Source organism: Catenulispora pinisilvae (genome assembly GCF_015356865.1).
Lineage (GTDB): Bacteria > Actinomycetota > Actinomycetes > Streptomycetales > Catenulisporaceae > Catenulispora > Catenulispora pinisilvae.
Genome location: NZ_JAAFZA010000253.1, coordinates 1 through 14,326, shown reverse-complemented (window position 1 = coordinate 14,326; position 14,326 = coordinate 1). Strand labels below are relative to the sequence as shown.

The following is a 14,326-nucleotide window of genomic DNA, read 5'->3' as shown; positions in this document are numbered from 1 at the left end:
TACTTCCCTCACTGGACGATCACGCCCCCGGCAGGCCCGTGACCAGGACAACAAGAGCCGGATGACGGGAGACTGTCACGTCCGGATCTGTGGGAGCCCGGGGCTGAGATGCCCCGGGCCACCCGACGATCAAGAGCCAGATCCAGATCAAAAACTGTGATGAAGGGCCGGCGCCTCCGGCGGGGGCTCTTGGCTCCCTCGGGGAACTGGCGCGGTTCCATAGGGTGGCCGGGTCAGGGCCCTGCGGCGGCGGTTTGTGAGGTGGTTGCGGTCCGTTCCCCTCGCTCGCGTCGTCAGCCCCAAGGGGTACAGCGCCGAACCCCGGGAGTAAAGTCCGCGCGGCTGCGGTCAGGCGTGGAGGTGGCGGCTGCGTACAGCGCGAACTTGACTCCCGAGAACCGGCACTGTAGGCAAAGCCCTGCCGACGCGACCGAGGGGAACGAACCGAAAACCGACCGGATAGGTGCAAAGCCCGGGGGTTCGGTACCGGCGACTCGGCGAGTTCGGCCGCCGGTCAGGGTGCTGGTCGACGCGACAGTCCCCGAGGCTGCGCACTCCGGGTTGGCGGGCGCCGGATCGGCCCGGTCCTGGAAGCCCGCTGAGGCACAGCTGGTCCCTACTGCACCCGGGCATGTTCTCGACCAACTGACCACCGACCCGCTGCCACGCCCTCACCGGCAGCCGCATCGTTAGGCCGCGTCTATGGGCCCTTCGATTGCTATTCTTCCGGTCGGTTTTCGGTTCGTTCCCCTCGGTCGCGTCGGCAGGGCTTTGCCTACAGTGCCGGTTCTCGGGAGTCAAGTTCGCGCTGTACGCGGCCGCCACCTGCGTGCCCGACCGCAAGGGCGCGGACTTTACTCCCGGGGTTCGGCGCTGTACCCCTTGGGGCTGACGACGCGGCCGTGGGGAACGGACCGCACCACCTCACAAACCGCCGCCGCAGTGCCCTGAGGCGACCACCCTATGGAACCGCGCCAGTTCCCCGAGGGAGCCAAGAGCCCCCGCCGGAGGCGCCGGGCTCTTCATCACAGTCTTTGATCTTGATCTTGCTCTTGATCTGGCTCTGGATCTTACTCTTGATCTTGCTCTTGATCTGGCCCTTGTTCCAACTTGCCGGAGTTGAAGAGGCCTGAGGTGCGGCGGGGTCGTGAACACGTAAACCGGCAGCCGACAAACACACCTGCCGACCCGAACCCCGAACCGGCACAACCATGACCGAAGGCCGTAAAGAGCTTTGAAATCCACACGCCAACCGCAGCCCGGCCCGCAAACTCCAGCCTCCCACAAAAGACCCGAACCCCCAGCAGCGTCCCTAGCGGGCCCCCCGCCCGCGAGCCTTAAGCCGCACCCCAGGCAGCGGCGGAGCGGGGATCCGCTCGGCGACCGTGTGCCCTGCGATGTCCGGGAAGCGCTCGGTGTTGCGCTTCTCCCAGTCGTTGCGCGCCTCCTCAATGTCCTCATGGGTGCGTGCCACGAAGTTCCACCACATGACGATGTCCTCGCGGAACGGTTGGCCGCCGAGGAGGATCAGGTGGGCGCCGGTGCGGCTGGTGAGTGTCAGTTCGCTGCGGCCGGTGCCGAGGTAGAGGAGTGGGCCGGGTGGGACGGCGGTGTCGGTGTCGGTGTCGGTGTTGGCGTTAGTGCCAGTGCCAGTGCCAGTGCTGGTGGCGGCGGCGACGGTGAGGTCGCCGTCGATGACCATGACGGCGTGCTCGTGGTAGTTGGTCAGGGGGATGGTCGCGGTGGCGCCGGGGTTGAGGGTGATGTCCGCGCCGAGGATCGGGGAGTAGGTCGTCGCCGGGGAGGTGACGTTGTCCAGGGTGCCGAGGAAGACCAGTGCGCGTAGGCCCGGGACCTCGTAGACGGGTAGCTCCCGGTGCTGCTCGAAGTGCGGGGCGATGTCGCGGTGCTCGGCGGGCAGTGCGGTCCATAGCTGGAGGCCGTGGCCGATCTGGCCGGGCTCGATCCCGAACTCCGAGTGGGCGATGCCGTGGCCGGCGGTCATGATGTTCAGCTGGCGTGGCCGGACCACGACGTCGGAGCCCACGCTGTCGCGGTGCCGGACGTCGCCCTGGAACGGCCAGGTGACGGTTTGCAGGCCGATGTGGGGGTGCGGGTTGACGTTCATCGCGGCTGCTTGGGGGCCGAAGTGGTCCAGGAAGCACCAGGCGCCGACTGTCGGCAGGATGCGCTGGGGGAGGGTGCGCATTACGTGGACGCCGCGCACGCCGCCCAGTGGGACGTCGCGGGCTTCGTGGAACTCGGCTACCGGGCCCGGGTCGTCCTTGGCCGGGCAGTCCTGTTCGGGTGGGTTCGCGTCGAGGTTGCTCATGGTGTCGGCGCTCAGCGGTCGCCGGAGTGGTCGCCGGCCGGGGAGTCGGGGGCGGGCCAGCGCACGTGCTCCTCGTACTCAGGGTGCTTGCGCAGGTAGGCGGCGATGAACGGGCACACCGGGATGATGGCCTGGCCCCGGGCCACGGTCTCGTCCAGCGCCCGCCGTGCCAGCACCGACGCCAGCCCCTTGCCCTCGAACTCGGGCTCGATCTGGGTGTGCACGAAGACCGTCGCGTCGCCGCGCCGCCGGTAGGCGGCGAAGCCCGCGAGGCGGTCGCCGTGCCAGATCTCGAAGCGGTCTTCGAGTTCGTTGTCGACGACCTCGGTCTTGGCGGGCTCATCAGTCATGTCGCCGATGCTAATGCCGTCGTCGGGGCCGCGCCCGGCGAGCAGTTCGAGTGCCTCCCGGGCGAGGTCCGCGGCATCGGTGAGCCGCAGGGCCGGGTCGTCGGAACGCAAGGTCTTGATACGTCCGGGTCCGGTCCACGGGCGCTCGAACCGCACGGTCACCCGGCCCAGTCCGCTGCCCTGCACCCAGCCGCCGCCGAACTCGTCGTGCGTCACGTCCTGGCCCGGCAGGAGGCGGCGCTCGGCGCCCGCGGCCTCGACGGCGCCGCGGGTTCCGGGTGGCAGCGGTCCGAACTGGCGCGGGGAGCGCTCGCCCTCGACGGTCGGGACCGGGGTGGTTATGTCGGCCGGGTCGGGCTGCGGGTCGGGGTCCGGAGGCGGCTGCGGGGCGGCCGGGGCGGCCGAGCCCTCGACCACGCCGCGGGGCATGTCCATGTCGAAGTCGCCGTCGGAGTCGCCCGGCGCGGTCTCGGCGTCCCGGTCCCAGAAGTCGAGCGTGTCGTCGCCCTCCTCAGCGCTGAACAGGTCGAGCTGGGCCCACTCGGCGAGCCCGGTGAGTCCCACGCCGAGCAGCCGGACGCCCGGCGTGAGCTGGGTGGCGGCCGCCACCGCCCCGGGCAGCATGCGGTGTGTGGCGGCCCGGATGGCCGCCGGGTCGTCGGTCGGGTTGGGGGTGGTCTCGCTGCGGGACACGGTGGTGAAGTCGTGGCCCCGGACCTTGATGGTGATCGTCCGGCCGGAGCGGCCCGCCTTGCGGATCCGGCCGCTCAGCCGGGTGACCAGGTCGTCCATGTGGGCGGTGATGGTGGCCGGGTCGAGGAGGTCCTCGGCGAAGGTGTCCTCCACGCTCACCGACTTCAGCTCGCGGTCGGTGCTGACGTCGCGGTCGTCCTGGCCGCGGGCGATCGCGTAGAGGGTGGCGCCGTAGGAGGCGCCCACGGCCGCGGTCAGTTCGGCGTGGCTCAGGGTCCGCAGTTCGGCGACGGTGGTGGCGCCGATCTTGCGCAGCCGTTCGGCGGTGGCCGGGCCGACGCCCCACAGCGCCCGCACCGGGAGCGGGTCCAGCCAGGTCTGCTCGGTGCCGGGTTCGATGATGACCAGGCCGTCGGGCTTCTCGGCGTCCGAGGCGATCTTCGCGATGAGTTTGCTGCTGCCGGCGCCGATGGAGGCGGTGAGTCCGGTTTCGGTTTTGATGCGGGTTCTGAGGTCGTCGGCGACTTGTCGTGCTTTCAGTGTCGCATTACGGCTCGATTGTCTGTCAATCGGTTCCATTAAGTGTGATATGTCGATGAATGCCTCGTCGAGGCTGAGTGGTTCGACCAGCGGCGACAACTCGTGCATCAGGGCCATGACCCGCTCGCTGTAGACCTGGTACGCGCCGAAGCGCGGGATCAGGTACGCCGCGTTCGGCGCCCGGCGGCGGGCGATCCCGGTCGCCAGCGCCGAGTGCACGCCGAAGGCCCGCGCCTCGTACGACGCGGTCGAGACCACGCCCCGGTTCCCGATGCCGCCGACCACCACCGGCTTGCCGCGCAGGCTCGGCTTGTGCAGCTGCTCCACCGACGCGTAGAACGCGTCCAGGTCGACGTGGAGGATGGAGGGCAGGCTGCGCACCTGACCATCGTGCCCCCAGCCACTGACACCTGCTGGCAGTGACGCGGGGCGCGTGACGCGGTGGCGGTGGTGCGGTGCGAGTGACGTGCCGCGAGTGACACGGTGGCGGTGATGCGCTGCGAGACACCCCGGACCACCCGCCCCCCGGTCCACTACGCTGGCCCTGAAGCCGCACCGTGCCACGATGAAGCCCCAGGTGGTTCCACCGAGGCCGCCGGCGAAGCCCGCCGGACCCCAGCCGAGCCGACCCGCAGGAGTGCACCCCTCATGGCCGACAGCGCCGCCAGCGCGACCGCCGCCCCCGCCGCGAGCGCGGGATCCGCCGGATCGGGTCCGGCCCCGGCCCGCCGCGGCCAGGCCCGCACCGCCGTCCTGTGGCAGGCCGTGAGCGCCGTCCTGGACGCTCCCACCCCCCGCGACGTGCTCGACGTCGGCGGCGGCACCGGCGGCTTCGCGGTCCCGATCGCCGAGCTCGGGCACCGGGTCACGGTCGTGGACCCCAGCCCCGACGCGCTGGCCGCGCTGGAGCGCCGGGCCGCCGAGGCCGGCGTGCCCAAGGACGCGCTGCGGGCCGTCCAGGGCGACCTCGCCGGCCTGCTGGAGCACGTCGAGCCGGGCAGCGTGGACCTGGTCCTGTGCCACGGCGTCCTGGAGATGGCCGACGACCCGGCGGTCGGGCTGGCCGTGGTCGCCGACGTGCTGCGCCCCGGCGGCGTGGTGAGCGTGCTGGCCGCCAACCGGACCGCGGCGGTGGTGGCCCGGGCCCTCGGCGGGCACTTCGCCGAGGCCCGGCGCGCGCTGGCCGACCCGCGCGGCCGGTTCGGGGCGCAGGACCCGCTGGCCGCCCGCTTCGACGAGGAACAGCTGTCCCGGCTGCTGGCCGACGCGGGGCTGACGGTGCAGTCGGTGCACGGGGTGCGGGTGTTCACCGACCTGGTCCCCGGCGCCCTGGTCGACACCGAGCCGCACGGCGCCGCCGATCTGGCGGCGCTGGAGGCGGCCGTGGCCGACCGGCCGGAGTTCCGGGCGGTGGCTGGCAGGCTGCACCTGCTGGCTCGCAAGATCGCTTCTTAATACCTGCTTACGTAAGAACCAGACGGTACTGGGAGCGAACCTTTTCCGGCTCCGGAACGTTCTTGTAAGGGGTGGACCAGATAGTGTCCCCGCCATCGGGATGGCGCCATGAGTAGCCCAGCGCATACCAGGGCATCGTTCCGGTGAAGGGGTCGTGTGATCCGTTCCGATGAGAGCTTTCGTAGAGCTCGTGGTCTGCTTATTCTTGAGACAGTCACCGCCGATGGGTGGCTGTGGATGCTGGGAGGATAGGCCAAGTGCCGCTGTCTGATCATGAGCAGCGCCTGCTGGAGCAGATGGAGCGCGCGCTGCACGCGGAGGACCCCAAGTTCGCCTCCGCGCTGCAAGGAGCGGATCTGCGCGCGCTGTTCCGGCGCCGCGCCCTCCTGGCCGTGATCGGCTTCGTGCTCGGCGTCGGGATGCTGGTCGCCGGGGTGGTGATCTCCCAGATCGCGCTGAGCGTCGCCGGTTTCGTGGTGATGCTGGCCTGCGCCTGGCTGACCTACGCCAGTTGGCGCCGGATCCCGGCTCCCGGCGAGATCGTGCCGATCGCCCGCCGCCGGGCCCGGGCCGTGGCCGGCAAGTCCGGCCGCCAGGGGCGCCAGGGCCGTCAGGCCAGGCAGCCCACGATGCGCCGCTTCGAAGAGCGCTGGCAGCGCCGTCGCGACGAAGGCAACATGTAGCAGCACGTTCTGCGCAAGCTTCTGCGCAAGCACGCTCTGCCCAAGCTTGAAGGCCGGGCCCCGTGATCGGGGCCCGGCCTTCGCTCTGTGATCTGTTACCCGCGGTCACCGACCGCCGTGGCCGTCGCCGCGGCGCTCCGGCCGGGACCCGCTCGACCCGCCCGACTCGCCGGATCCGGATCCGCCCGACCCGCCCCGCGACCCGCGAGGCCGCAGCCGCGACCCGGCACCCTGCACCCGCTCATAGACCCGTCCGGTGAAGTCCTCCCGGCGCTCCCGCAGCGCGGCCAGCGCCGAGGGCGGCAGCACCGTGGCCCGGATCCGGGTCCGCCGGGACACCGGCTCGGCCAGCCCGGCCCGGATCACCTTGACGTCGTCCATCAGGGCCGGCGTCGGGGCGGTCTCGGGCGCACTCGGACGGCGCAGCGTCCGGGCGTAGTTGGCCCGTTCGGCCAGTCCGGTGACCCGGCCCATCGCGTCCTGGGCCGGCCGCGACAGGTGCGCCTGCCGGATGATCCGCTCGGCGCTGCGCCGCGGGGTCTCCGAGACCGGCCAGGAGTAGCCCAGGTCGGTGGCGCTGTCCCGGACCTCGTCCCAGGCCGCCAGGATCCGCTGCCGTTCCGGGTCCTCCTCGGGCCGGCGGGGCGAGGGCACGTCGGCCGACTCCCAGTCCAGGCCGTCCTCGCCCTCGGGGCCGCCCTTCGCCCGCCGGCCGGAGGCCAGCTTGCCGCGGGCCCGCCGCCGGGCGATCCGCAGCACCATCGGCACGCAGGCGATGAGCAGCAGGGCCAGCAGGACGAACCGCACCGCGATGGCGTATCCGGACCCGCCGAACAGCCAGTACTGCAGGAACCGCGGGATCGCCCCGAGCCAGCCCAGCCAGCTGAACTTCGACTTCGCCGCCGGGGCCGCGGTGCCGGTGTCGGTGTTGTTGTCGGTGCAGCCGCCGGCCTTGCGGATCTGCACCGGGCACTTGTTGGCCGAGGAGGCCGTGGAGCTCGGGCCGGTGGTCGACGTCGGGTTCTGCGACGGCGCCGTGGTGCTGCCGGCGGTGCTGGTGCTGTAGTTCGGGATCCTGCCGTGGCCGCCGCTGATCAGGGTGTTGTCGATGCCCACGGTCGGCTCGAACCGCAGCCAGCCGATGCCGTGGAAGTACAGCTCCGGCCAGGAGTGGTAGTCCTGCTCCTTCACCTGCCACTGGCCGCCGGTCTGCACCCCGGGGGTGAAGCCCAGGGCCACCCGCGCCGGGATGCCCACCGCCCGGGCCATCGCCGCCATGGTGTCGGCGTAGAGCTGGCAGAAGCCCTTCTTCTCGTGGAGCAGGTACGTCATCGCGCTGGCGCCGGTCATGTTGTCCGGCACGTTCAGCGTGTAGGAGTAGCCGCTGGCCGGGTCCAGGAAGTAGTTTTGGATCGCCTGTGCCTTGTCGACCGGGTTGGTCTTGCCCGCCACGATGCGCTGGGCCAGTTGCACCACTTCGGACGGGGTGCCGGTGGCGTCCAGGTCCTGGCCCAGTTTGAACTGGGTCATGTCCTGTGGGGTCAGGCCGGTGACGTTGGCCAGTGCCCCCGGCGGGAGCGAGGTCGTGTCGTAGACCGTCGCGCTGTACGACATCCCGTCGTAGATCGTGCTCACGCCCATGACGGCCAGCGAGTTGGTGTCGTAGGAGAAGCCCGTCGTCGGGATCCCGACGTGCTTGGCCGGATACGGCAGCGGCAGTGAGCTCAGCCCGGTGGCGGTGACCTTGGTGGTCATGTGCGATTCGTAGTCGATGTTCACGTTGACCGTGGGCGGCTGGACGCCGTTGGTGAGGGTGAGGCCGGGGACGGTGGCCGAGACGGTTCCGTCGTCGGGGAGCGGGTTCAGCGGCGCGTTCGGATCCGGGGTCCACGGCGTGGTGCTCTTGGCGTTGAACTCGTCCAGGGTTTGCAGCCGCAGGTACTCCGGCTTGGTCGAGGTGTAGTTCAGCACCGGCGCCTCGGAGTGGGAGGCCAGGGTCGCCTTGAGGTTCAGGACCTGGCTGAACGAGCCGTTGTCCTTGTTGCCGTTCCCGTTCCCGTTGCCGCTGTCCGGCCCGATCCCGAACAGGCCGCCGGAGACCGTGGGCAGCAGGATCGGCGCCAGCACCGCCAGCACCAGCGCGTACATCGTGATCTGGTGGCCGGTGGCGGCGATCGGGCCGGTGTCCACCCGGGCCTTGGGCGCCGCGACCGGCTTGCCGTCGGCCCCGGTGCGCTGCCGCCCGGCGTGCACCAGCGGCCGGCCCCAGCGGCCCAGCCGGTCCCGGCCCTCGGCCGAGAGCAGCGCGGTGTAGCCGGCCGCGGCCAGCGCGAAGGCCAGCCAGTCATAGCCGCCGCCGCTGCGGGTGGCCGGGACCAGGTACAGCGCCAGCAGCGGCAGGCCGGCCAGCGGGGCCGCCGCGTAGGTCGCGGCCAGCGCGTCCACCAGCACCGCCAGCGCGCTCAGCGACAGCACCAGGATCGCGGCGATGCCCGAGGTGGCCTGGCCGCCGACGAAGGTGTCGCGGATGTCGTGCGCGCCGGTGGAGTACAGGTTCCCGAGCCGGCTGAACACCGACCAGGTCGGCAGCACGCCGGCGAACGCCTCGTCGTGCGCCAGCAGCACCATGTCGTACCAGAACACGACGACGGCCTGGGCCAGCACCACCAGCGGCCGGGGCCGGATCAGCCGGCGGAACAGCTCGCCGGAGGCGGCGGCCACGATCACCGCCAGCACGATCGGCCAGACCCAGGTTCCCGGCGCCAGCAGCCGCAGCAGCCCCGAGGAGGTGAGCAGCAGCGCGACGGCCGCGGCTATGCCTATGCGCAATCTGCCGGTCATCGCTTCCAGCCCCCGTCGTCTGGTCGGTCCCAGAAATCCTTGTGCGCACCGGTATCCACGCGCGCCCCCGCAGCGGAGTTCATCGCGTGGCCCCCAGTTCCATCTTGGAGCCGTGCCGGGCCGCCTGCTCCCACAGCTCCGGCAGCCGGTCGCCCGGCTCCACCTCCACCACGCGCCACCCGCCGACCCGCAGCACCTGCGCGGAGCCGGTGAAGCGGGCCTGGGACTGCGGCATCGGGCGGCCGCCGAGCCAGGCCGAGGTGTCCATCGCGAAGGCCACGCCGGAGGTCGTGGAGTGCCGCACCCGGGCCAGTTCCGAGGCGTCGTCCCCGGACAGGTCGCCGAGCACGGCGATCACCAGGCTGTCCCCGCCGCCCTGGCGCAGCATCGAGTTCGCGCCGGACAGCGTCGCGGCGTTGCTCATCTCCACCACCGCCAGCGCGTCCAACAGCATGCCCTCGAAGTCCAGGCCGACCGCCGCCGAGGAGTCGTGCGCCGCGGCGGTCACCGCCTGGCCGGTCTCGGTCAGCAGCCGCACCGCGTAACCGTGCCGGGCCATGTGGATCGCGATCGAGGCGGCCGAGGAGACCGCCCACTCGAAGGAGGAGGCCGGGCCGTCGCCGCGGTGCGCGATCGCCCGGGTGTCCAGCAGGATCGTCGCGCGGCTCTGCCACACCTGCTCCTCGCGCCGGACCATCAGCTCCCCGGTGCGCGCGGTCGAGCGCCAGTGCACGCGCCGCAGGTCATCGCCGTGCCGGTACTCGCGGGTGCCGATGTCGTCCTCGCCGGCCGCGGCCACCGAGGTCGCGTGGCCCTCGCCGCGGCCGCTCCAGGCCTGGCCGACCGGGGCGTTCGGCAGGGTGTGGACCTGCGGGGTCACGGTCAGCGCGTGCTGCGCCGAGAACGAGCGGGACAGCTCCACCAGCCCGAACGGGTCGGCCAGCCGCAGCGCCAGCGGGCCCAGCAGGTAGCGGCCGCGCACGTCGGAGCGGACGCGGTAGACCACCCGGCGCCGGCCGTTGGGCTCGACCTTGTTCAGCACGAAGCGCGGCCGGGAGCCGAGTACGTACGGCACCCGGTCCTCGACCAGCAGCGTGCCCGAGGGCAGCCGGGAGACGTTCTCCAGCCGCAGGTGCACGCGCGCCTCCTGGCCGACCCCGACCCGGGCCGGCTCCAGCGCCCGGCGGCACGACACCCGGTACCGGGTGCGGGCCAGCACCATGATCGCGATCAGCGGCAGCATCGCCAGCATCGCGCCGACCCGCAGCAGCACCTTGTAGTCGAACAGCATGCCGCAGGCCATCGCCGCCAGGCCCGCGGCCAGGAACGACCGGCCCCTGGTGGTGAGCCCGGACAGCCGCCCGCCGCGCCCGTCGGTGTTCTCGGTGTTCTGGTTCTGTTGGGCGGACATGATGCCCTTCCTCGGCGCTAGCGGCGGGAGTGGTGCGCACCGCCGCCGAGCGACGGCACCGGTACCGCGGCGACCAGCCCGGCCACCACCTGCTCGGTGGTGCGGCGGCTGATCTGGGTCTCGGCGGTGGGCAGCAGGCGGTGCGCCAGGACCGAGACCGCCAGGTGCTGGATGTCGTCCGGCAGCACGAAGTCGCGGCCCTCCATCGCCGCGGCGGCCCGGGCCGCCCGGACCAGCTGGAGCGTGGCCCGGGGCGAGGCGCCCAGGCGCAGTTCGGGGGAGGTGCGCGAGGCGTTCACCAGGTCCACGGTGTAGCGCCGGACCTCGTCGGAGACGTGGATGTGCCGCACGGCCTCGATCAGGTGCGCGATCTCGGAGGCGTCGGCGACCGGGCGCAACTCCTCCAGCGGCGAGATCTGGCCGTGGGTGTCCAGCATCCGCAGCTCGGCGGCCGGGGCCGGGTAGCCGACGGAGATGCGGGCCATGAACCGGTCGCGCTGGGCCTCGGGCAGCGGGTAGGTGCCCTCCATCTCGATCGGGTTCTGGGTGGCCACCACCATGAACGGCGCCTCCAGGTGGAACGTGGTGCCGTCCACCGTCACCTGCCGCTCCTCCATCGACTCCAGCAGTGCCGACTGGGTCTTGGGCGAAGCGCGGTTGATCTCGTCGCCCACCACGAAGTTGGCGAAGATGGCGCCGGGCTTGAACTCGAACTCCTTGCGCTGCTGGTCGAAGATCGACACCCCGGTGATGTCCGAGGGCAGCAGGTCCGGGGTGAACTGGATCCGCCGCACGGTGCAGTCGATGGACTTGGCCAGCGCCTTGGCCAGCATGGTCTTGCCGACCCCGGGCACGTCCTCCAGCAGCAGGTGGCCCTCGGCCAGCAGCACCGTGACCGCCAGCTTGACCACCTCGGGCTTGCCCTCGATGACCGTCTCCACCGCGGTCCGGATCCGGGTGGTGGTCGCGGAGATGCGCTCCAGGTCGGCGGGGCCGACCCCGGTCCGCGCACGCGGTCCGGGCGCCGTGACGGCGTCCAGACCGCCGCCGCCCCCGGTGTAACCCAGTTCGCTGTTGCCGACCGTCACAGGTTCCTCCCACCGCTGTCAGATCGGCCGCGCGATGATCGCACGGCCGCCCCGCCCGCCGCCGCGGATTCGCCGGATCTGTCGGATCCGGGACTCCACGCCCGCCGGGCCCCCGCCGCGCACTCCTTCGCACGCGACCGATAGCACTCCACCGCTGATCGCATGGCGCGCGGTCAGCAGAAAACATGTACTCCTCAGATCTTCGCTCACAGCGGGGCCGGTAGGGCAATAGATCCGGTCAAAAGTTTGGCCCACTGGTCTGGACCACCGGCTTTCCCCGCTCGTTGAAGACAAGACGCATGCCGGACGATTCGGCGTTGCACGGCCCGTTCGGGGCAATCCCCGAACGGGTGTCCGGGGCCACTGTGACCTGCTCGGATTCCACGTTCCCGGGTTGCCGGGAAGGTTTGGTGGAGTACAGTGGGGGGAAGTGGAGCGGCACCGGGCCGGGATTCGGCCTACCGCGCAATGCGCAGATTTTTTACGGACCCGCTGTGCTACCGATACCGAACCTGGACACCGACCTGGACACCGACTTGAACGCCGACGGCCCGGGAGGAGGCGCGAGTGTTCCTCGGGACCTACACGCCCTCCTTGGACGACAAAGGCCGGCTGATCCTTCCGGCCCGGTTCCGCGAGGAACTGGCCGCGGGTCTGGTGGTGACCAAGGGGCAGGAGCGCTGTCTGGCGGTCTGGACCGCCGAGGGCTTCGCCGAGCTGACGGCGCAGATGCGCAGCGCCTCCCGGCCCGGTTCGCCCGAAGCGGCCGCAGGCCGCTCCTCCCGGGACTACCACCGGGTGTTCTTCGCCAGCGCCTACGACTGCCAGCCGGACACGCAGGGCCGGATCGTGATCCCGGCGCCGCTGCGCGAGTACGCCGGGCTGACCCGGGAGTGCGTGGTGATCGGCGCCGACACCCGGCTGGAGGTCTGGGACGCCACGGCGTGGTCCGACTACCTGGCCCAGGCCGAGTCCGCGTTCTCGGCGACCGGATCGGAGGCGGCCCCCTAAGACTGCTCTCTGCTAACTACCCCCTGCCCTCTACTCCTTGCTTCCGGATCGGCTAGCTCAGCCGGCTCGGACCACGCGCCGCGTGCCCTGTGGCCTCCTCCCGCTCGACCGGCCCGCCGCGGCTGGCACACCTTCCCCGGTGCCAGCCCGCGGTGAGCCGGCAAGAACGGGCGGGGACCAGAAGGTGCGCGGCGTGCGTGCCTCAGGCGCGCGGCGTGCGCGGCTTATGAGGCCGGCTCGGTACCGTGGGCGCGTACGAAGACGGCACTGGCGAAGGCGGAATCCACCACCGATGACTAGCGCGACGCATATCCCGGTCATGCTCGAACGCTGCGTCGACCTCCTCGGCCCGGCTCTGGAGCGGCCCGGCGCGGTCGTGCTGGACACGACGCTGGGGCTCGGCGGGCACAGCGAGGCGTTGCTGAAACGGTTCCCGAACGCGCGGCTGATCGGCCTGGACCGCGACCCGCAGGCCCTGGAGGCCGCGGGCAAGCGCCTGGCGCCGTTCGGCGAGCGCGCGACGCTGGTGCACGCGGTGTACGACGAGATCCCCTCGGTGCTGGACCGCCTCGGCGTCCCGGCGCTGTCCGGGACCTTGTTCGACCTCGGAGTCTCCTCGCTCCAGCTGGACATGCGCGAGCGCGGGTTCGCCTACAGCTACGACGCGCCGCTGGACATGCGCATGGACGCCACGCGCGGCATCACGGCGGCGGAGATCGTGAACACGTATCCGGCCACTGAGATCGCCCGCATCCTGCGCGACTACGGCGAGGAACGCTTCGCCCGCCGCGTCGCCGACAGGATCGTGGCCGAACGCGACCGGGAACCGTTCACCACGACGGCGCGTCTGTCGGAATTGGTCCGGGACTCCATCCCGGCGGCCACCCGCCGAACCGGCGGCCACCCCGCGAAGCGCACCTTCCAGGCCCTGCGCATCGCGGTCAACGACGAACTCCCGGTGCTGGAGCGCGCGCTGCCGGCGGCGGTCGCGGCCACGGAACTGGGCGGACGGATCGCGGTGCTGTCGTACCACTCGCTGGAGGACCGGCTGGTCAAGCGGGTCTTCGCGGCGGCCTCGGAATCGGCGGCGCCGCCGGGACTGCCGGTGGTGCCCGAGCAGTACCAGCCGAAATTCCGGCTGCTGACCCGGGGCGCCGAGCCGCCGACCGAGAAGGAGATCGCGGAGAACCCGCGGGCCGCCTCGGCGAAGCTGCGGGCCGCCGAGCGTGTGAGGGAGGGATAGCGGTGGCTTCGGGTGCTGGTGGTTCGACGGGCTCGGGCGGCGGCGAGGTCGGAGAGGTCAAGAGCGGCGGTGAGGCGAGTCGACTGGGCGCCTTGAGCGATTCCGGCAACGGCGGCGCGGCGGGCAAGTTCAGCGCGGTGCGTGGTGGTGCCGGCGGGTCCGGCGGCTCGGGGCGGGGCGGCGGGCTCTCCCCGCGGCTCGTCGTCCTGGCCGGGCGTAAGGGCACGCCTTCGCTGTTGCCCTTCGTGGCCGTCCTGTTGGTGCTGGGCACGGTCGGCCTGGTGGCGTTGCTGTTCCTCAACACCGAGCTGAACAAGGGCGCGTTCACCATAAAGCAGCAGAAGGCCACCGCCACCAAGCTCGAACAGCAGTCGGAGCAGATCCAGCAGTCCCTCAACAGCCTGGACGGTCCCGGCGCGCTGGCGTCCAAGGCCTCGCAGATGGGCATGGTGCCGAATCCGAACCCGGCGTTCCTCGCGCCGAACGGTTCGGTGCTCGGTTCGCCCACCCCGGCGCCGACGCCGACGCCTTCGCCCTCCGGCTCCGCGCCGGCGGGGAACGGTGCGCCGCCCGGCGAGGCCGTCCTGCCGACCACCCCGGCTCCGACCACCCCGACCCCGGTCCCGCCCGCGCCGAACGGCCCGGGTGCCAAGCCCAACGCGGTGCCGCAGCCTCCGGT

General features: G+C 71.7%; 10 protein-coding genes. 5 read left to right on the top strand and 5 right to left on the bottom strand.

Going from position 1 to position 14,326, the window contains the following annotated elements:
• Positions 1–1,312: 1,312 nt before the first annotated feature.
• On the bottom strand, positions 1,313–2,332 hold the full coding sequence (locus IZR01_RS41145) for a pirin family protein (protein WP_194926998.1): 1,020 nt from the start codon (positions 2,330–2,332) through the stop codon (positions 1,313–1,315).
• Positions 2,333–2,343: 11 nt separating this feature from the next.
• Entirely contained in the window at positions 2,344–4,296 is a 1,953-nt protein-coding gene (locus tag IZR01_RS41140) for a DNA polymerase IV (RefSeq protein ID WP_194898043.1), read from the bottom strand.
• A gap of 267 nt (positions 4,297–4,563) precedes the next feature.
• On the opposite strand from IZR01_RS41140, the gene IZR01_RS41135 reads away from it, so the two are divergent.
• Positions 4,564–5,370, top strand: a complete 807-nt coding sequence (locus IZR01_RS41135) for a methyltransferase (protein WP_194898042.1) — start codon at positions 4,564–4,566, stop codon at positions 5,368–5,370.
• Between the two features lie 257 nt (positions 5,371–5,627).
• Positions 5,628–6,053 carry an SCO2097 family morphological protein gene (locus tag IZR01_RS41130; protein ID WP_194898041.1) on the top strand — a complete coding sequence of 142 codons (426 nt, stop codon included), beginning with the start codon at positions 5,628–5,630 and terminating at the stop codon, positions 6,051–6,053.
• Between the two features lie 105 nt (positions 6,054–6,158).
• Here IZR01_RS41130 and IZR01_RS41125 read toward each other — a convergent pair whose 3' ends face one another.
• The 3 genes from IZR01_RS41125 to IZR01_RS41115 form a co-directional block, all read right to left on the bottom strand.
• Entirely contained in the window at positions 6,159–8,894 is a 2,736-nt protein-coding gene (locus tag IZR01_RS41125) for a transglutaminase TgpA family protein (protein WP_194926997.1), read from the bottom strand.
• Between the two features lie 79 nt (positions 8,895–8,973).
• Positions 8,974–10,305: a DUF58 domain-containing protein gene (locus IZR01_RS41120; protein WP_194898039.1), complete on the bottom strand. Its 1,332-nt coding sequence runs from the start codon at positions 10,303–10,305 to the stop codon at positions 8,974–8,976.
• A gap of 17 nt (positions 10,306–10,322) precedes the next feature.
• A complete protein-coding gene (locus tag IZR01_RS41115) occupies positions 10,323–11,345 on the bottom strand; it encodes an AAA family ATPase (protein ID WP_228555685.1) in 1,023 nt (340 codons plus the stop codon).
• Between the two features lie 615 nt (positions 11,346–11,960).
• Between IZR01_RS41115 and mraZ the strand changes: the two genes are divergently transcribed.
• The 3 genes from mraZ to ftsL form a co-directional block, all read left to right on the top strand.
• Complete coding sequence (gene mraZ / locus IZR01_RS41110; RefSeq protein WP_194898038.1) at positions 11,961–12,404, top strand: division/cell wall cluster transcriptional repressor MraZ; 444 nt, start codon at positions 11,961–11,963, stop codon at positions 12,402–12,404.
• A gap of 292 nt (positions 12,405–12,696) precedes the next feature.
• The gene (rsmH, locus tag IZR01_RS41105; protein ID WP_194898037.1) at positions 12,697–13,647 is read left to right on the top strand and encodes a 16S rRNA (cytosine(1402)-N(4))-methyltransferase RsmH; all 951 of its coding nucleotides are present in this window, start codon (positions 12,697–12,699) and stop codon (positions 13,645–13,647) included.
• A 2-nt stretch (positions 13,648–13,649) separates the two neighbouring features.
• Positions 13,650–14,326 (top strand): cell division protein FtsL (ftsL, locus tag IZR01_RS41100; RefSeq protein ID WP_194926996.1); only part of this gene is annotated, 677 nt, incomplete at its 3' end.